The following is a 20,888-nucleotide window of genomic DNA, read 5'->3' as shown; positions in this document are numbered from 1 at the left end:
TTTATGAAAAATATATTCAAAACAATCGCATTAGGCGTCGGTATTCTAAGCATGTCGTCCTGCTCTGATTTCTTAGACCAGACTTCTCCTTCTGAAATGAATACCACCACGGTGTATAACAATAGTTATTATACCAAATTGGCTCTCAATAAAGTATATGGAGATCTTACTTTAGATCAAACTTATTCTCAATACATTCCCATTGTTTGGGGCTTGAATTCTGACTGTGAGTTAGTAGATGGTTTAGGAGAAACATCCACCAGTACCACCAATAATCGCGGCGCTATGAACTACAATGTTATTCCTGGTTGGGGAGATATTTCTAAATTATGGGATTCAATGTACAAGATCATAGAAAATGCCAATATGATAATTGAAGGCGTGGAAGGAAGCAAATTGCTTGAGGTAGATAATGCGGAAAAAATGACCATGCTTCAACATAAAGGACAAGCGTTAACACTTCGTGGCATGATTTATTACGATTTGGTTAAATTCTTCGGAGATATCCCATTTAAAATAGAAACAGCCAAGCCTGATTTGTCTAATGCCTATATAGGGAAAACAGATCGTGATGAAATTATGGACCAATTAATCTTGGATTTAGAGGAAGCGATTGAATATTTACCTTGGGCAGGAGAATCAGATTACTCCACTGAATATGCTACCAAAGGGTATGCCCATTCATTACTGGCTAATATTGCATTAAGTCGTGCAGGATGGCACATTCGCGAAGCAGCTAAAGAGGGATACGAAACAGCCGACTTCAGTGATCCAACTTATCCAACTCAACGTTGTGATGCCGAAACCAGAACTAAAATGTACAATTTGGCGCAGAAGCATTTAAGTGCTGTTATTACTTCAGGAGTACATAAGTTAAATCCATCTATCGAAAACCATTGGTATCTTATCAACCAACGCAAATTAGATGAAACATATAGAGAAAACATCTTTGAGATACCTATGGGATTGGCTAAAAGTAGTGAATTAGGTTACACTGTAGGAGTTAGAATAAATGGTGCAAGTGACTATTATGGAGCAAAAGGAAACTCTTCCGGCAAACTAAAACTAACAGCTCCTTATTTTTATTCATTCGAAAAAAACGACTTACGTCGCGATTTAACTTGTGCTACTTACCAATTAAAAGAAACAGATAAAGTTTTGAAAGAAGAAATGTTGGGTAATACTCCTTTTGCATTGTATTGTGCAAAATGGGATATCAGAAAGATGACCAAAGAATGGCGCGATGCAGCTAAAAGTGCGGGAGAAGCTAAATGCATGACAGGTATTAATGTAGTCAGAATGCGTTATCCGCAAGTATTATTAATGTATGCAGAAGTTGTTAACGAGCTATCTGGTCCTGATGGCGTAGGTGATGCAGGCATATCTGCCAGAGATGCTCTTAAAGAAGTTCATAAACGCGCTTTTAAAGAAGCCAATAAGAATACCTCTGTACAGCAAATTGATGCTATTTCTTCCAAAGAAGATTTCTTTAGTGCTATTGTTGATGAAAACGCATGGGAATTGGCAGGTGAAGGATTCCGTAAATTTGATTTAATACGTTGGAATTTATTGAGCAGTAAAATTGATGACTTCAAAACTGCTTATAAGGCAGAATTAGACAATGGTACATATCCTGAAAAATTGTATTTCAAATATAAACCGGATACTTATGAAATAGATATGTCAAGTGTTTGTTGGTACCAAGAGCCCGAAGACAAAACCGGATATGAGAGTAAAGATTTCTTCGGTAAAGAAAAAACAGCTACCACCCAAACTCAGCTTACTGAAAATTTGCCGCTTATTAGTGCTGGATTAAATGCCACAGTAACCAATAGATATTTATTACCTATTGCTTCTTCCAGTATTTCCGATTCGAACGGAACATTGTATAATTCTTACGGGTATACCAATTAAGCTTAATTGAATAATGAAAATGAAAAATCATAATAACACACTAAAGTCAGGAGTATATATTCTCCTGACAGCCTTATTGTTTATCTCTTGTACAGATAAAAATGATTGGGATGTAGACAGCTCATACGATCGCTTATTCAGTGTAACCAAACTGAGTACAAGCATTGAAGCCGCAGATGTTAAAATCTCATGGACAGTCAGCAATAAAGCAGAATATTATATTATTGAAGTCAGCAAAGATTCTCTTTATGACGACATAGCTATGGGAGAGCATAGTAGTTCTATTATATACGGTGAAGATAAATCAATTACAAAATCACCTTTTACTGTAACCTTAAATAGTGAAACTAAATATTATCTTCGTGCTAAAGCTATGTCTTCATCCAAAGATGACTCTAAATGGGCTTATTTGAGTGATTACTATTTCACTACAAAGTCAGAACAGATCATCACTGCAACCATTATCGGTTCTACATACATTACAATAAATTGGACAGGCGGATTAGCTGTTACACATGCAGAATTACTTGATGCATCAGGTACATTTATCAGAACCATTGATTTTGATGATGATATTATTGAGGCTGGTGCTGTAACTATTGATGAGTTAGAAGCATCCACTGCATACACTGTTAATATATATAATGGAGAGGCCAAGAGAGGATATAAATCATTTAATACCGGAGTAAGTCTTCCCGAAGGATATGATGAGACTGTGATCTTGGCAGCAACCGATTCATTAAACCAAACTTTATTTGATGAATTAGCAGCACGAGAATTTAACTCTGTATTAATAGCATTAAGTCCTGAAGCAACATACTACAATAGCAATTCTATAACTTTACCGGATAACATGTCATTTGAGTTCTTTGGTATAGCCGGAGCAAAGAAGCCTATTATTGGAATCAAACAACTAAATCTCAATAATACGCATGCTCGTATCAAGTTCCAAAACGTAGAAATTTCAGGAAAATATCCAAACGAAAATGGAGTTTCAATTCAATCAGACTACTTAATTAACCAAAGCAATGCAACCAATGTTAATACTATTGAGTTTATAAATTGCTTTGTTCATGATTTCAAGAACTCCCCATTACGTCTTCAAGGATCGGCTGTTAAAACAATTGCTCAGCTGACTGTTGATAACTGTATATTCTATGGTGCTACTTCACGTACATATAGTCTTATACATGTTGATGCCAGTAAAGTTGGTAAAATTGATAAAATATCATTTAGTAATTCTACCATTTGGTATACAGGTAAAAGCTTTATCTATGCTAAAGAAACAGACTTTACAAGTGTAGCTATAGAAAATTGTACCTTTAGTAAAGCTCCTGGAACCGGTGATTACATATTAGACGCAGGTAATACCACAACTGGTCCAAATACCATTTCCCTAAAAAATGTAATTTTTGGAAGTATGGGAGGAACCAGTGTAAAAGGAATTAGAAGCAAGGCTACTGTTTCTGTAGATAATTGTTATAGAACAAGTGATTGGGTTAGCGGTAGTAACCACATTAGTGGACTAAGTGAATACTCTGACTCAGAAACAACTCTTTTCACTGACCCTGAAAACGGAGACTTTACTATTAAAGATTCCAATTTCTCAGAAAAAAGATCATGTGGTGACCCACGTTGGTATATGCCGCAATAAGAAATCATACCTAAAAATAAAGGCTGCTCAAACGAGTAGCCTTTATTTTTTAGATAATCTCCTTAAAAACTCCTATCTTTGTCTCCCAAACTTAACATCCCAATTATCAATGAGAAAAACATTTAAATCAATTCTCCTCTTTGCAGGACTCTTAACATGCACTTGTGCTTGTCAATCAAACAAACAGGAACCTCTTTCCGATGTTATTAATCGTTCTTTGGATGTAGCCACCCAACAGTCTATACTTATGGCCAAGGCTTTAGAAGATCAGGAAGGCAGACTACCTACCACTACAAACAAAGATGGAAAACTAAAAACCAGTAATTACTCTTGGTGGTGTAGCGGATTTTTCCCGGGAGAGCTATGGTACCTCTACGAAAACAACCCTACAGCGGAACTAAAAAAATATGCCGAGATGTACACCAGTCGTGTAGAACCGGCTAAAAACGTTACAAACAACCACGATGTGGGCTTTATGCTCTATTGCAGCTTTGGAAATGGCTTCCGACTAACCAAGAATCCACATTATTTGGATGTAATGACTACCGGAGCTAAATCTTTGGCCACTCGCTACAGACCCGAAATAGGACTTATCCGTTCTTGGGATTTCAACAAAGATAAATGGCAATATCCTGTTATTATAGATAATATGATGAATTTGGAATTCCTTTCTTTTATTGCTAAAGAAACCGGAGATTCATTTTATTCAGATATGATAAATAGTCACGCAAAAAAGACTATGGAACACCACTTCCGTCCGGATTACAGCTCTTATCATGTAATTTCTTATGATACAATTACCGGACTTCCACATGCTAAGAACACTCATCAGGGATATGCAGATGAATCGGCTTGGGCACGCGGACAAGCATGGGCGGTTTATGGTTATACCATGATGGCTCGTGAAACTGGCGACAATGCTTATTTGGAACACGCTAAAAAGGTTGCTGAATTTATTATGAATCACCCCAATATGCCGGAAGATAAAGTTCCTTATTGGGATTTCAATGCACCCGACATTCCAAATACAGTAAGAGATGCTTCATCGGCTGCTATCATAGCATCGGCATTGATCGAACTGTCTCAATTAGATAAAACTGCTCAAAGCAAGCAATACCTGAACTATGCTATTGACCAGATTCGTTCTTTAGCTTCTCCTGTATATCTGGCCGAACCGGGTACAAATAATAACTTCGTACTTATGCACAGCACCGGACACCTTCCGGGCAATAGCGAAGTAGATGTACCTCTCTCTTATGCAGATTACTATTTTGTAGAAGCATTGCTACGACTTAAAAAGTTAATCTAATAGAAAGATGAGAAAGAGTATTGCTTTTCTGTGCATTGTATGCATTTTGATGGCTTGCCAAACTACTCCGGTAAACGACACACCGCCTACCGGAGCAGAAGATCGTGCTTTCTGGGTAAATACAATGGCAAATATTGCCGACCCTGTACTGACTAATCTGGCTAACGACCAACTGAAGCAAAACATGCCTTTTGAATCTTTGTCTAAAGACACACTGCGTATGCAGGTATCTTATCTGGAAGCTGTTGGACGCTTGCTTTGCGGAATGGCTCCCTGGTTAGAATTAGGTCCGGACAATACAGATGAAGGCAAGTTGCGCGAAAAATATATCGAATTAGCTGTTAACGGGCTTAAAAATGCGGTTAATCCGGAAGCCAAAGATTATCTGGTATTCGATAACCGGGCTTATCAGCCATTGGTAGATGCAGCTTTTCTGGCACAAGGACTATTAAGAGCCCCCAAACAACTTTGGGGTAACTTAGATGAAGAGTCTAAAGAACGAATGATTACCGAACTAAAACGTACACGTGTTATTCCCCCCTGGCAAAACAACTGGCTATTATTTGCCTCCACGGTAGAAGCCGCCATCCTGGAATTCACAGGAGAGTGTGACATGGAACGGTTAACAAATGGTGTTGTACGCTTTAGAGACGAATGGTACAAAGGTGATGCACAGTATGGCGATGGTCCTGCATTTCACATGGACTATTACAATAGTTTTGTTATTCACCCAATGCTGACTGATGTACTGCGGATTATGAAAAAACATAACCTGGAGGATGCTGCTTTTCTTCCTCTTCAGTTAGCACGCCACACTCGTTATGCCGAACAACTGGAACGCCAGATTTCTCCCGAAGGTACATATCCGGCAGTAGGTCGTTCCATTGTATATCGCTTCGGAGCATTTCATGCGTTGGCACAAGCTGCCTTGCAAGGAATTCTACCCCAAAAGGTAACCCCGGCACAAGTACGCTGTGCACTCACAGCAGTTATTCGTAATCAAACAAAATCTAAAGATACATTTGATGAAAATGGTTGGTTAAGAATTGGTTTTTCCGGTTCCCAGATCAACATGTCGGAATCTTATATAAACACAGGAAGTATTTACCTATGTTCAATGGGGCTGCTTCCGCTGGGCTTACCGGCCGATGATCCTTTTTGGAGTGATCCTTTCACTGAATGGACTAATCTAAAAGCCTGGAAAGGAATAGATGTAGGAGCTGATAAAGCACTTAAGAAATAAAATTTTCTTTCTTCTATCCGGAGGTGTGTCAAAATGATATTATTTATGATTTGAACACAGAGAAACGGAGGCACAGAGAATTAACTCACTAAAAATGAGAGACTCTGTGCCTTTGTGTCTCTGTGTTCAAATCGTATTTTATCATTAATTGGGACTTTTGACACATTCTCGTTTTTTTAGTTATTTAGTTAGCTTCTTCACCGCCAATACATGCTTACAAAGCCCTCTCTCTCCCTGATATTTACTATACCATTCGCAAGTACACCTTTCTCCTTTCTCGTCCAGAATCACGGTATGGCGTACTCCACTCCCTTCTACACGAGCCTCTACCCTACCTTTTGTTTGACTGATGATTTCTATTTTACCATCTTCTATCAGTTTATTGGCTCCTTTCATTCGGGGATTTAAACTCATAATGCGGTTCAGCTTAAACGGCAAACGACGATAGAAAAACCTATTCTCATCCAGATCAAAGCCAAGCAATCCCATCGCTGCCAGTCGTGCGGTTAGGTTATCAACCGTATCAAAGGCCATATCCTCTTCAATAGCAAACAAGGTGGGGTTGAAAGCCTGATTGGCGTATGCGTACTTATCGAGCGCATCAATCCATTCGTCGGAAACATCATTAATCAGTGCCTCTAATGCAGCACCCTCGCCCGAGAACCCTCGCCAAGCATCACGAGAAAGGGAAAAGCTAAAACGGACATCACCGAAATAAAGCTGCCAAGTAGTAGATTGCATGGTAGGATGCGGAAATACCTGCATCTTATCTATATAAGGCAATAAGGGTTCCAGCAAACGTAACCGATGCAAACCACCCACACAAATGGCATTAAGCGATTTTACCGGTGTAAACATGGGCGTATTACCCCGAACCACTAAGTAATAGTCGTTCTTCACTTGCCCTTTAGGGATACCGCGGAAAAGTTGTTGAGTCTGTATCTTATTAAAAGTATGTACTCGCTCCGCCTTGGACAGATATATTTGAACTGTGCTTAATCCTTTAATCCATTTGGTTGGCAAAGGTACTTTACGTTCTATCACTTTCTCACCTTCCAGATGAAGACCGACCTCTTTCTGACCAATGGAAAGCAATACATTCTCATTCTGCCGGATACCCCCCAAAGCCATAAGCATTGGTTGGTTAAAGTCAACATTAGTGGTTCCATTTTCGAGGAATTCACCATCCAGTCCATCCGGAAGAACATCCACACGTGCATAAACTCCGGCACAATGTGAAAAGCCTTCGAAACGAACACAACTATTACCGGCAGTAACAATAGGGTCTTTCAATAAAGCCATTTGGAAAGGAGACATATTGAAACTGGATTTCACGATGTTCGACAAGGTTATCAGGCAACGAGCCATGATAAACGGATTCTTCACATTCCCCCAAAAGAAACAGGGAGCATCGGTATTCTTTTGAATTTCGCTATATTTAGCTAAAAACAGTTCCTCCGCATTTCCTTTTTTAACAAGACTGGAGGGCATTGCATATTGATAGGTAAGTAAATCTTCCATGTTTATTCTTTATTTGAGTATTTGTTTAATTACTTTCTTTAAGTTGGACTCGAATGTCCAAATGTTTAATTGCTTAATGGTCTCTGCACCAGGTTTTTCTTTTGTCAGTGCCAACAACTCTTTGTATATTTCCAGCAGTTTCTTTAAGTTCTTTATTGGTTGTGGTTTAAGTTCGGCCAATAAAGATTCAATCATTGAGAATAGCGCTTTGTTATGTTTATCGCTTACTCTCAGCATACTGGCAGTCATTAAATCGGTAAGTCTTTTCAAAGGAAATAGCTCTAACGATTCGAGTTTGCCCAAGACTTTTCCTAATTTGCAAGAATCGAGCGTATCGGCAGATACTTTTTCCAGCCAAATGCTGAAAGCATAATCCTGACAGGTTTTAGCTTTGCCCAATAATAAACAGGCAAAGGAAAAATAATGCATCTCGCGGAAAGGAGTATTTGATTCTTGCAGTACACGTGCCACCTGAAATGCTATATGCTGCTCTCCCACCCCCCACATATCGCAATTGGCAAAGTAGGTTGTCAGTTGGCTTAATAGCATATCCGGATTATTGGGAATAGCTCCAAAAAGGAAATCAACAGGTTCACTTTGTATGCTATCTTGTAGAAGATATTCATAAAATAGCGGATGCTCATCTTCATTATATTCACATTTGGGAGTATTCATTCCTACTTTTGCTCTTTGTGCCGGATAGCTATCGTAACCTCTTATCTCCGGATTATATTCATAGGTCATATAATCTTCCATAAAAACAACCCATTGATAATTTCCGGTAAAACACTCCTGAGGGATTCGTTTGTATTCGGACTCTTGCAGCTTGGTTGATATCTGAGAAGACAAACGAGTAAGAGCCACCGTAGCCCACCAAGCCAGATGTGCGAAAGCTCCTTGAGGAATTGCGGAAGTATCTAAAAGAAAGATCATTAATTCTTTCAACTCACCGGATAGCTGTTTGCGAGCCTTTTGCAGTGCTTCTCCGGTTTCTTCTAATGCACAGCGCTGTATGGCTAACTGCATATCCATATCGACAGGAGCAATATGTTGCTGCTGATACATAACCAATCTCTCTACCAGCACTGAAGCATCTATCCAAACAGGCAAATGGGTGGGAGTAGACAGTAAAGGCAATTTATGCTGTTTCTTTATTCTGTCAACAGCTTCGATGGCTATCTGATGAAAACCTTTCAGGTAGATACTTACATCTCGCTCTTCGATATTCACCGCTCGCTTTTTATAGTTTTTACTGTTTTGTGCTCTTTTTAGCTCAATTGCCGCATATTTCTCTTTCATCTTTGCCAACTTAGTTAGCTTTCCGGAAAACTTCTGTATCAGATAATCACCATAATTGGTTAATGCAATATGAGCCATTCCGTCGAGTTTGGGGCTTTCCCATTTACCAAGAGTTTTATACACTTTCTGAAATATGGGTTCCAACAACACCAATTCTTCCTCCTTTATTTCATTGCCCCATACAATCAGGTTGTTCAGTAAATGGTCGAAATGAAAGGGCTCCGACAGGTCGATTGCCTGACCAAGAAAGAAAGCAAAATCTTCTACCGATTTCAGTTCCGGAATTTTATTTTCATCACTAATTAGTTTCCGAAGTTCGATAATTGGTTCTTCGGGTGTAAGTGCCACCGCTTGTTCTGTGTCTGGCAGATAGTTCTTGAGTAGCGTGCGAGTATTCATTAAAAGATGTTCAACGTAAGTGGCGAGCAAATCTTTTAGTTCCGGAGTGGGTTGGGCATACTTCACCAATAGTTCGCCTGCTTTTTTTTGAACAGCCTCATCTTTTGTCAGAAAAGCGGTGCAGAGGTTTATACTTATTTCTGTTTGATGCCCTTTGTGTTTCTTCAAAAGAACTTCGAGCACTGCCAATGTAGTAGTTACCACCGATTTTACTTCCGAGCTAAGCAATATGGGCAATGATGGCAAGAATCCGTTGATACGGAAATTTTGATCTGCTGCCAGCTTCTTCAGCAACTTCATTGTATTGCTCACGGGTTTAGACCATACGCTGGTTAGTGCACTAAAAAGTTCGTCCTGAAGATTCAATAATTCTTCTTGGGTTGGCTCTAAAGCCATAAACAAATCAACAAACCAGCCGGTTTGCGTTTTATTGAAATTGCGGTTGGCTGTCTGCAAACTTTCACGAAGCACTCGCATACGATCAATTCGTCCTTCGGAAGTATATTTAATAAAGGTATCGCACCAGTTGCCTTTAGTTTCTTTTTTATCTTTATTATCGGCCAGCCATTTGTCTGCCCAATCCACATTAGAAGGAGCATAAAACAGATACCAAATATGTTCGTCTAATGTAATAGGGTATTTTTCAATAGCCTCCAGCGTATAGTGCCTGCCACGATTTCCGGGTATAGGTTTTAATATGCTCGCAGGAAGCGTGAACAATATCTCCTCTTCTGTTAAGGATAGATATCCGGCCTGTTCCCATTTAATCAGATACTCATAAGAGCGAAGGAATTGATAGTCGCCAAAATCTTTCGGGCAATACCAAGGCAGTATTTTGTCTAATTCTTCCGGTTTAGGCATCCTCCATCGCCATATTTTTTTTGCTTCGGCAGGAGGAAAGCAAACAAAAGCAGCTATATTATTAACGGCTCTTTTATCCCACGCTCCGGGCGCGCGCTTCTTTTCTTTGTCGTCGTCATACAGTTGGTCGTATTGCTCTATTTCAGGTACTAAGCTTCTTCTTTCCTCTATGGTAAGCGCTTGCAAAAAGGTTATCATACCATTTCTGTCTTGATTCTCTATAAACTCAAGTAGTTTGTCTTTCATTGTGCGCTATTCTTTTCTGTTTAATGGCAAATATAACATCAACTAACCGATTTTACCCAATCTTCGTTGAATAAATTCCCCTACAGTATTTTTTTGATTGCTTTAGCAAGATTTTGCTACGGCCGCAACGAGGTTTTTCCACGGCCGCAACAAGATTCTGCTGCGGCCGCAACAAGATTTGACCACGGCCGTGACAAAACTTTGCCGCGGCCGTGGCAAAAGCTGGCATAAGAAGCATCATACGCATCTATCACAGGTAGCAAAAAAAGAGGAGAGCCATTAACCCTCCTCTGATATGTGTGCTGTAATTGTAAGCAGATTATTTTGCTACTTCAATTTGTACCATACGATTCAAATACACTTTGTCTTTAGCAAATTTATCAATACCACCTGCTGCATCTACAGTCATGCGGCTACGTTCAATTCCGTAAGTAGTAGCCAATGCATCTACTACAGCTTGTGCACGTTTAAGACTTAATGCTTTGTTTTTCTCAGCAGTTCCGGTAGCAGCATCTGCATAACCCACCAATTTGAATTTCAGGTTAGGGAACTCTTTCATTTGGTCTGCAAGGAAACCAAGGTTCACCAATTCTTGTTGAGAAACTGTTGAAGAACCAATATTAAAGAATACCGAACGTGGAGCAATTTGAGGAACACCACTTTCTTTCTCTACTTCCTTTATTACAGTAGTAGGCTTGGCCGCCAAGTCTTGTTTCAGCTTTGCGTTTTCGGAAGCCAAAGAACCCATTTTAGAACGGATATTGGCCAATTCTGCTTCAGAAATCAATTGGCGTTGTGCTTGTGGTTTCTTAAATCCGCGTGCTTTAAACTTGTAGGTCAAACCTAAGGTTGCCGATACCACACCGTCGAAGTCTTTCTTACCACCGACTTCTTTATCGAACTTGTTTTCTACGCCCATAGCGCTCAATTCCAAGTTTAAATCTAATGCATTGCCCAAACGGAAACGATTGATGATACCTGCATTTACAGCAAAAGCTTGAGTTTTATCTCCCGAATAAGTGTGAGTAAGCCCTGCACCTACATAAGGAATAATTTCGTAAACACGATCCGGATTGTATCCACCGAAAAGAGAATTTAGGTTGAATAATACATCACCATGAAGATTTCCATAGCTGATTTTTTGCTTATACATTGATTCAGATTGATAGCGTACATACTCATTACTTGCATCAGGAGTATAGCCATAAGCTTTTAAACCACTGTATTGCAAACGCAATCCTAAACCGGGAGTAAACCATTTACCTACGCCTACGTTCAATGTTGGGCTGATGCGGTCGCCAAAGCTACCTTTTACATCTTGGTTACCCATTAACATAGAAGCACCACCTCCTACAGAAATAAACCAATTGTCTTTAAAACGGTTTGTTAATACTTGGTACTTGTCCGAAGTTTTGTTGAAATCACTAGAATTTTGTGCACACACTGAAGTAATAGATGTGCCGGCAATAGCCAGCATAATCAAAGTTTTTTTCATGTTTGTTGTTGTTTAAATTAAATCGGGGCAAAGGAACAATTTCTTTTGGATGCTTACAACATTCATTTACCTTTTTTATTAAATAAACGATTTTACACTACGCATATAGACATTCTATAACGTTTCAAGTACTTCTTTTAAGTTTTATGCGGAAAATTTAGAAGACGAATACTATGCAATAAAAAATAAGTCACGAAAACACAAAGGCGTTAATATGCTCTCTGTGTTTTCGTGACTCTATGTTCACTTCGCTATTCTATTATTATGCGTTACTCTTCAACTTCCGGCTCTACCCTTCCACTTTCATAAGAAGCTTTCAATTGTTGGATTTCCTTCTGATGTTTCCGTTTTACAATCCAACGGATCAGATAAACAATACCAACACCTACAATAATGTAAAGTAAATAAGCCCACCAAGTAGCATACCATGGAGAAGGAATATATACCCCAACAGAGAAGACCTTACTTTCTTTACCCGACACATTATTGCGATACTTCACCGAAAGAGTATAATTTCCGGATGGCAGATAAGTAAATATACCTAAATTGGAAGTACCGTTTTCGATCCATGAATCGCTTTTCTCATCCAATTTATAATAATAGGTATAATCCTTTCCATATAAATAATCTGTGGCAACAAATGATACAGCAAATACATTCTGATCTTCATTCAAACGAATGGTTTCTTTTCTTCTTTTCTTTTCAAGATATTTAGCAAGATTCTTTTCTTGTCCGAAAATAGATAAACCGGTGAATAATACTTGAGGAGAATAATCATCCGATAAATTCAATTCCCGATCGTTGATGGTTACAAAGCCATTGCTACCCCCTAACAAGATCATATTCCCATCAGGCAATTTATAGCAGGCATTGGGTGAAAAGTTTGTTACTGTTTTGCCTTCGGATTGACGACACAAAGCGAAGCTGTTTTTCTTCACATCAAATCTCACTACTCCACGCTCGGTAGTCAGCCAAAGATCACTATTATTGTCTTCCATGATGCTATATACATAATCATGCAGGAATCCGCTCTCTTGAGTATATACATTCAAGCTGCTTCCGGATAACCGGGCAAAGCCTCCATCACCTCCAAACCACATAGCATTGTCTGTTTTCAGAATGGTATATACATGGTTTATTTGTTGCTTACCTTTTTCCAGGGCAGTAGGTTCTACTCTTTCAGAAGCTGAATCTATCTTATACACATTCTTGCCTTGTCCGCCAACCCATATCGTCTGTTCATTCTCTTTGTATATTACATTGAAGTGAGCAGGCTCTCCCGACTCGCTTCCCGGCATCAAACGTTTGGCCGAGGTTACCAAAGGAGCATCAACAGTCCCGGAAATTCTTGCTTTTACAATTCCTTCTCCGGCTGTGGCAATCCATAAAGTGGTATCGTTCAATTCGCATACCGACTGTACATAACGAAGCGGTTTTCCGTCTGCCATCATATTAAGTGTCTTAATCCGGCGTTCGGAATACGAATAATAGTTCAATCCGTTATCATGGCCAATCCAGAAAAGGTTTTTATGACTATGGGCGATTGTATTTACATTCGGGCTACCCAGCAAACTGTTGCCCACAGAAAGCGACTCTGTACGACGAACGTCTATCCATTCATCATTAAACCCGGGAATTCCTACCATTCCGCTGCCGCGTGTACCCATCCATAAGGTTTGATTTTTATCTAAAAAGAAAGTGGTAGCCGAATGTGCTACAGTAGTATTAAAATCGGCAAACAATATTCCACCTAAAGAAGCCGGTTCCTGATAATACATATACACTCCGTCCGCGTGTGTTCCTATCCAAACGATGTCTTGGTTTTTATCCTCCAACAAGCAAGATACCCCGACAGAAAGCGCAATTGTTTCAATTTGATATTTTTCTCTCTGATCGCTCAAATATCTGATACGCAATACACCATCTGTATCAAACCCTACAAAAAAATCGCCCTTATGCTTGATTATACTCGATATATCTCCTCGTCTTGCAACTTCAGCACGCAGATCCAGAATGTAGTGTTTGGTTTTGTCGGATAAATGATATTCGTACAAAGTAAAGGTTTCGTCTACAAAGTAAACCTCATCCTCGCCGTGGAAGCACCACAACAAGGGATTCTGATGGCGAAAGTAGTTTTGAGAAACCAATTTAATGCCTTTCTCATCTTCCTCTATTGTATAACTGCGGTGACTGCCGGGAATTTCAGAGAATACCCATAATGTATTAGAAGGTCCTACAAATACATCCTGAATACCTTCGGTTCTCAGCCCTCTGGCAGGTACTTTGATAAAGTTATTCGTTTCAGGCTGATAATAATGAACGTAGTCTTCTTCTTTAACCACATAAATTTCATCACCGGGTCCTTTAGTCACCCAACTGTTTAGGTTGAATTCATCGAATACAGTTGCTTTTCGTTGGTCATAATCATAACGAACTAACCCAGCATCCGTCTGTATCCAAAAGATACGGCTTTCAGCTTCAAAAGTAGTACCAATAATGGTGTTAGCCAAGAAGTTAGATACAGAATCGCATACAATATGATGCATATCCAATCCATCAAAACGGTCCAGCCCCTTTTTGGAGCCAAGCCATATAAATCCGTCACGATCCTGACAGACAGAAAAAACTTGTGAATCGGACAAACCGTCTTTCACTGTTAATTGTTTCAGCCCATACGCTTGTAGCTGATTTCCCCCTCCATAACATGCTAATAATAGCAATAGTAGCCGCAATAATTTATTTGTGCCTCTCATAATAAATTTCTATAAAACATTGGTGCACAAAAGTAGCGACTTAGCTTAAATGTACAAAGGAATCGGAGTTGTATTTTCCTGCATACACAAATAAAAAGAGGAGCATCCGTCACAGATATTCCTCTTTTATTATTTAAAATTGAAAATATGAGAGAAACTTATTCTGCCTTACCGGCTGAACCAAGTACGTCTTCTATCTTATGTTTATAAAGCTTCTTCATGTTTTCGCGAGCAGGACCTAAGTATTTACGTGGGTCGAACTCAGCTGGTTGAGTAGCAAATACTTCGCGTACAGCAGCAGTCATAGCCAAACGGCTGTCAGAGTCGATATTGATTTTGCATACTGCTGAAGCAGCAGCTTTGCGAAGTTGCTCTTCAGGAATACCGATAGCATCTTTCAATGCACCACCGTATTTATTGATAGTAGCCACTTCTTCTTGTGGAACTGAAGATGCTCCATGAAGAACGATAGGGAATCCGGGAAGTTCTTTCTCAACACCTTCCAATACATCGAAACGCAATGGAGGAGGAACCAATACACCTTCTGCATTACGAGTACATTGTTCCGGTTTGAATTTATTAGCTCCATGAGAAGTACCGATAGAGATTGCCAAACTGTCGCATCCTGTTTTAGTTACGAAGTCTACTACTTCTTCGGGTTTAGTATATGTATGGTGTTCAGCTACTACATCATCTTCAACGCCTGCCAATACACCTAATTCGCCTTCTACTGTTACATCAAATTGATGAGCGTATTCTACTACTTTCTTAGTAAGAGCTACATTTTCATCGTAAGGAAGATGAGAACCGTCGATCATTACTGAAGAGAATCCCATGTCGATACATGATTTACATGTTTCGAAAGAATCACCATGGTCGAGGTGAAGTACGATTTCCGGATTGTTCCAACCCAACTCCTTAGCATAAGCCACAGCGCCTTCTGCCATATAACGAAGCAAAGTTTGGTTTGCATAGTTACGTGCACCTTTTGACACTTGAAGAATTACCGGAGATTTAGTTTCGGCAGCAGCTTGAACAATAGCTTGCAGCTGTTCCATATTATTGAAGTTAAAAGCTGGAATTGCATATCCGCCTTTAATTGCTTTGGCAAACATCTCTTTCGTGTTTACGAGGCCTAGTTCTTTGTAACCAATCATTTTTTCTTATTATTTATTGTTAGTGAATTTGAAAACTCACCGCAAAAGTACACATTATTGTTTGAAACAGGAGGACTAACTACATATTTTAGCAAGCATTCAGGGTCTTTTTTATACAAAAGAAGTAAGAATAATGTTTTTTTCGATCGAATTGTAAAGCAGAGGTTGCAAAACAATTTCTGCAGACATTACTTTTATCACTTCCTCAAATAAACAATCGTAGGTAAATGATCGCTATATCCATTCAGCCATTCTTTACCACCATGGGTACGAAGTGGAGAGCCTTTATACTTTCCACCCTGCTGAATCAGGTAATCACGTAAGAACACTTCATGTGAATCGAATTTCAATCCTTCATTATTTAATAAGGTAGAAGACAACACTATCTGATCAAAAAGATTCCACTTACCTCTATAAAGTAAGGTTCCTATGCCTTTATCCTCCAGGGTTTCCCACCAGGGGTTGTAGAAATCGCCTTTACCTACTTCATCCTTATATTTTCTGGCTCCTAATGCGGTAGTCATGCTTTCATCCATCGGATCATCATTCATATCTCCCATTACCATAATGTTAAGTTTGGGATGAGCAATAGTCAATGAATCAGTAATAACCCTTACCTGTCCGGCCGCCCAAATACGGGCAGGTGCTGCTGCTCCACGAGAAGGCCAATGATTCACTATGAAACAAACCTCTTCTTTGGCTAACTTTCCTTTAACCAACAAAAAGCCACGCGTTAAATGAGTGGTATCATTATTTTGATATTTATGAGGAATCAATACAGTTTGCTCCGGCTTAAATTGTTTGGGATCATATAATAACGCACAATCAATGCCTCTGCGGTCTTCTCCCTCATAATGCACAATTCCGTAATGAATATCGGCAATGGCAGGTTCGCGCACCAAATCATGAAGTGCATATATATTCTCTACCTCTGCCAACCCAATTACGGCAGGACCTTGGGAAGTTTTATCCCGTCCCAGTTCGCTTAAAACTTGCGCAATTTTCTTTAGCTTAGCGGTATACTTTTCAGTATTCCATTCTTTCGTTCCGTAAGGAAGATATTCGGCATCATTCTTCCCCGGATCGGGCACGGTATCGAACAAGTTTTCCACATTATAAAATGCTATACTATATAATCCTTTTGTTTTTTGTGTATGCCGTACGGAAGTACACACGCAAAACAGCAGCAATACACAACCAAGAATAATCCATTTTTTCATAAACACTTCATTAATTCACTGATTTACATCCAACAAAGTTCTAAAAAAAAACGGAGACTGCGTTTTTTTACTTCTCTTTTTTTTCGGTTCAAAACAAAAGTGTTATCTTTGCGCTCTGAAAAAGACCATTACACTATTCTTACCAAATAGTAAACGAAATAATAATTAAAAGAATATATTCTGAAATGAAAAAAGGTATTCATCCTGAAAACTATCGTCCGGTAGTATTTAAAGACATGTCAAACGGAGATGTGTTTTTGTCACAATCAACTGTTAATACAAAAGAAACTATTGAGTTTGAAGGCGAAACTTATCCATTGGTAAAGCTTGAAATCTCTAGTACTTCTCACCCTTTCTACACTGGTAAGTCTAAATTGGTAGATACAGCAGGACGTGTTGATAAGTTCATGAGCCGTTACGGAAACCGTAATAAGAAGTAATCAGTCCACTATATAAAGACAGATACAAAAAGAGGGAGTTCATTATTGAATTCCCTCTTTTGTATTTATAGGGATTTCCCTATTACCTATTAGGGAAAAATACATCTTTAGGGAAATCACCCTCCTTATATTTGCATTATAAGATTAAGACATAAGATTTTCACCAATAGATTATTAGGATTTTTTTAAGTTAGTACAGTTAATCTAAACCTTATTTTAGTTTCTCTCTCTCAAAGCTTTTCAAGAAAATACCCGGATATTTTGTTCTGCAATATCCGGGTTATTTTTTATTGTAAGGGTTTGTTTATCCTAAGAAAGAAATCAATACGCCTGCCGCAACTGCCGACCCAATAACACCCGAGATGTTACTTGCCATACAATATTGCAATACATGGTTTTTAGAATCATACTTTAATGCGATTTCATTTGCTACACGGCTCGCCATAGGTACAGCACTCAGCCCTGTTGCTCCAATCAATGGATTGATTTTCTTCTTGGTAAATAGATTGAAGAACTTCACAAAGAATATTCCTCCCGCAATGGAAATAGCAAATGCAAGGAAACCTCCTACCACAATACCAATGGTAGTCCAGTTTAGGAAAGCCTCGGTAGTCATAGTAGCACCCACGCAGAGCCCCAAGAAAATAGTTGCAGCATTCATTATGCTGTTGGAGGCAGCATCAAATAGTCTGAAAGTATTGGTTCCTATTTCTTTCACCAGGTTACCAAACATCAACATACCCACCAAAGGAACAGCACTAGGCACAAATAAGGCTACAACTGTAGTAACTGCTATCGGGAAGATAATCTTCAATACACGCATATTCTTGAACTCGGTTTTAGAAGGAAATTTCTTTTCTTCCTCTTTCATATTGATACAAAGTTCTTTCTTTGTACAGAAGAGCTTTACTACCAAAGGAATGATTACCGGAACCAATGCCATATATGAATAAGCCGCAATAGCAATCGGTCCTAATAAATGAGGGGCCAGTTTAATGGTAGTAAAAATAGCTGTTGGTCCATCTGCACCACCAATAATTCCTAATGAAGCTGCCTCCTTAGGAGTAAAGCCCATCAATATAGCTACCAGCAACACCGTAAAGATGCCCAACTGGGCAGCCGCTCCAAAAATAGACAAACGCAGGTTACGCAACATCGGACCAAAGTCGGTCAACGCCCCTACCCCCATAAAGATTATCGGAGGAAGGAATCCTGTTTTAATCAGCATATAGTAGAGAAAGTTCATCAACCCCATTTCATGAGCAATATCATGGAGAGGCATCTCCCAAATATTCTTCTCTACACCTTTGATTAGTACATTTCCTGCCTCATTGGCCTGAATTATGCCCATCTCTCCACCCGGGAAGTTAGCCAACAACACCCCAAAAGCAATAGGAACCAGCAAAAGAGGTTCATACTGTTTCTTGATGCCCAGATAAAGTAAGACGAAAGCAATCAGATACATTATCAGAAACTGCGGTTCAGCAATAATATTACTGAAAGCAGTCATATTGTATAAATTCTCTAATATTTCCTTCATTACTGTATCTTCATTAATACGTCATCTTCAGAAACAGCATCTCCATTATTTACTAAGATGGCAGTTACTGTTCCTCCAAATTCCGCACGGATTGCATTATAAGTTTTCATTGCTTCCACATAGCAAATCACATCTGCTTCTTTCACAACATCACCTACTTTCAGTGGAGCTTCGGAAGTATCTTTCGTCAAGAAGAATTTGCCTTCCAATGGTGAAAGTACATCTTTTCCTTCTCCGGAAACTACAGGAGCAGCAGCATCCTCTTTCGGTAAATCAGCCTCTCCGTAGGCCACAGTTACAGAATATGATTGTCCATCTACCTGAACGGTCAGCTTTTTGGGTTTGGCGTCGTCCATTGGAGATTTATCTCTTTCTGCTTTCTTCTTAGCTACATCGGCCAGGAAGTCTTCTTTCGCTTTACCGCTTTTGTAGGCTTCGTATTGAGCAGGATGCATAGCATATTCGAATAGTTCTTCATCATCTTCGCCAAGATCCCATTTATTCTCTTTCATCATTTTACGATACTTGTCGAGTGCATCCGGATAATTATCTTGCGGATCTCCATCAAAGAATTTACGTCCTTCGCGTTCGGCTTTCTCTATAATTTCCGGCGCAAGTGTTCCCGGTAAGCGTCCGGCTCTACCCAGAATCATATCCCAGATGTCATCGGCAATCATACCCCAGCGTTCTTTGCCTTTCTCCATGGCAATTACATTCATCATGGCCAGATTCTTTACATACTGACTGAAAGGGGTAACCAATGGAGGATAACCAACACGGGGCCATACATAAGCTACTTCATCGAACAGTTTAATGAGCAATTGATCTTGCGTCATAAAAGGCAGATTGCGTTTTGCTTTGTATTTATTGATAGATTCAAGATTCGATTCCAAATCGGCCATTAAACTACCCATCATTCCGCCGGGCAGTCCCGGACCTATCAACAGAGAATTCATCAAACGATTCTTTGGGCTGATATAAAGTCCGAGGAAGTCATCCATAAATTCTTGTACCATAGCACGTACTTTCATATATGCTTCCATATTGATTTCGGGTACTTGGAATCCGGCATCTTTCAGCATGGCTTGCACGCTGATAACATCTGCATGTCCGGTACCCCATGAAAGTGGTTCCATACCTACGTCTACATAATCGCAACCGGCTTCGCAAACTTCCAGAATAGAAGCCATATTAAAACCGGGACCTGCATGACTGTGATATTGAATAGGAATTTCGGGATGTGCTTTCTTTATATTCGCCACAATCTTTCCCAAAGAAACCGGGCGACCGATGCCTGCCATATCTTTGATACAGATTTCGTCTGCTCCTTCTTTTATCAACTCCAACGCCATATTGGTATAATACTCTACCGTATGAATAGGCGAATGTGTAATACTCAGGGCACATTGCGAAATCATTCCGGCTGCTTTGGCATATTTAATAGAGGGAATAATGTTTCTCACATCATTCAATCCACAAAACGTACGGGTAATATCTGTTCCTTGTACTTTCTTTACTTTATAAAACAACTTACGCACATCGGCAGGTACGGGGCTCATACGCAATCCGTTTAATGCACGATCTAACATGTGTGTCTGAATGCCTGCTTCATGGAAAGGTTTCGTCCACTCGCGCACAGCTTTATTGGGGTTCTCGCCAAACAATAAATTTACTTGTTCAAATCCTCCGCCATTTGTTTCCACACGGGCAAAACAACCCATCTCGATAATAGCCGGAGCTACTTTTACCAGTTGATCTACACGGGGCACATACTTACCGGCCGACTGCCACATATCCCTGAAAACCAAACTGAACTTTACTTCTTTTTTCATGTTCT

General features: G+C 39.5%; 13 protein-coding genes. 5 read left to right on the top strand and 8 right to left on the bottom strand.

The features are described 5' to 3' along the window. The first annotated feature begins 3 nt into the window (after window positions 1-3). The 4 genes from D0T60_RS12695 to D0T60_RS12680 all read left to right on the top strand — a co-directional run bounded on the left by D0T60_RS12695 (window position 4) and on the right by D0T60_RS12680 (window position 6,120). The gene (locus tag D0T60_RS12695) at window positions 4-1,914 is read left to right on the top strand and encodes a RagB/SusD family nutrient uptake outer membrane protein (protein WP_163218483.1); all 1,911 of its coding nucleotides are present in this window, start codon (window positions 4-6) and stop codon (window positions 1,912-1,914) included. A 19-nt stretch (window positions 1,915-1,933) separates the two neighbouring features. Further along, window positions 1,934-3,568, top strand: coding sequence for a DUF5123 domain-containing protein (locus D0T60_RS12690; protein ID WP_163218482.1), 1,635 nt, complete (start codon window positions 1,934-1,936; stop codon window positions 3,566-3,568). Window positions 3,569-3,677: 109 nt separating this feature from the next. Further along, window positions 3,678-4,877 carry a glycoside hydrolase family 88 protein gene (locus D0T60_RS12685; protein ID WP_163218481.1) on the top strand — a complete coding sequence of 400 codons (1,200 nt, stop codon included), beginning with the start codon at window positions 3,678-3,680 and terminating at the stop codon, window positions 4,875-4,877. A 49-nt stretch (window positions 4,878-4,926) separates the two neighbouring features. Beyond that, window positions 4,927-6,120: a DUF2264 domain-containing protein gene (locus D0T60_RS12680; protein ID WP_239059560.1), complete on the top strand. Its 1,194-nt coding sequence runs from the start codon at window positions 4,927-4,929 to the stop codon at window positions 6,118-6,120. Window positions 6,121-6,300: 180 nt separating this feature from the next. Here D0T60_RS12680 and D0T60_RS12675 read toward each other — a convergent pair whose 3' ends face one another. From D0T60_RS12675 to D0T60_RS12650, 6 genes are all read right to left on the bottom strand, one after another. Further along, window positions 6,301-7,641, bottom strand: a complete 1,341-nt coding sequence (locus tag D0T60_RS12675; protein WP_163218479.1) for an SWIM zinc finger family protein — start codon at window positions 7,639-7,641, stop codon at window positions 6,301-6,303. A gap of 9 nt (window positions 7,642-7,650) precedes the next feature. After that, window positions 7,651-10,446, bottom strand: a complete 2,796-nt coding sequence (locus D0T60_RS12670; protein WP_163218478.1) for a DUF6493 family protein — start codon at window positions 10,444-10,446, stop codon at window positions 7,651-7,653. Window positions 10,447-10,765: 319 nt separating this feature from the next. Further along, window positions 10,766-11,941 carry an OmpA family protein gene (locus D0T60_RS12665; protein ID WP_163218477.1) on the bottom strand — a complete coding sequence of 392 codons (1,176 nt, stop codon included), beginning with the start codon at window positions 11,939-11,941 and terminating at the stop codon, window positions 10,766-10,768. Window positions 11,942-12,210: 269 nt separating this feature from the next. After that, the gene (locus tag D0T60_RS12660; RefSeq protein WP_163218476.1) at window positions 12,211-14,694 is read right to left on the bottom strand and encodes a two-component regulator propeller domain-containing protein; all 2,484 of its coding nucleotides are present in this window, start codon (window positions 14,692-14,694) and stop codon (window positions 12,211-12,213) included. A 158-nt stretch (window positions 14,695-14,852) separates the two neighbouring features. Beyond that, window positions 14,853-15,851 (bottom strand): class II fructose-bisphosphate aldolase, encoded by a 999-nt coding sequence (locus D0T60_RS12655; RefSeq protein ID WP_163218475.1) that lies wholly within the window; start codon window positions 15,849-15,851, stop codon window positions 14,853-14,855. Between the two features lie 197 nt (window positions 15,852-16,048). Continuing rightward, on the bottom strand, window positions 16,049-17,071 hold the full coding sequence (locus tag D0T60_RS12650; RefSeq protein ID WP_163218474.1) for an endonuclease/exonuclease/phosphatase family protein: 1,023 nt from the start codon (window positions 17,069-17,071) through the stop codon (window positions 16,049-16,051). Between the two features lie 185 nt (window positions 17,072-17,256). Between D0T60_RS12650 and D0T60_RS12645 the strand changes: the two genes are divergently transcribed. Beyond that, complete coding sequence (locus D0T60_RS12645; RefSeq protein WP_163218473.1) at window positions 17,257-17,511, top strand: type B 50S ribosomal protein L31; 255 nt, start codon at window positions 17,257-17,259, stop codon at window positions 17,509-17,511. Window positions 17,512-17,815: 304 nt separating this feature from the next. Here D0T60_RS12645 and D0T60_RS12640 read toward each other — a convergent pair whose 3' ends face one another. Together D0T60_RS12640 and D0T60_RS12635 are read right to left on the bottom strand one after the other, a co-directional pair. Then, on the bottom strand, window positions 17,816-19,051 hold the full coding sequence (locus D0T60_RS12640) for a sodium ion-translocating decarboxylase subunit beta (RefSeq protein ID WP_163218472.1): 1,236 nt from the start codon (window positions 19,049-19,051) through the stop codon (window positions 17,816-17,818). Then, window positions 19,051-20,883 carry a biotin/lipoyl-containing protein gene (locus D0T60_RS12635; RefSeq protein WP_163218471.1) on the bottom strand — a complete coding sequence of 611 codons (1,833 nt, stop codon included), beginning with the start codon at window positions 20,881-20,883 and terminating at the stop codon, window positions 19,051-19,053. The genes D0T60_RS12640 and D0T60_RS12635 overlap by 1 nt, the downstream gene beginning before the upstream one ends. Window positions 20,884-20,888: the final 5 nt, after the last annotated feature.

The sequence above is a fragment of the Bacteroides sp. 224 genome, assembly GCF_010500995.1.
Classification (GTDB): Bacteria; Bacteroidota; Bacteroidia; order Bacteroidales; family Bacteroidaceae; genus Bacteroides.
Note: the sequence above shows the minus strand (reverse complement) of the source record. Positions and strands in the feature narration are given on the sequence as shown.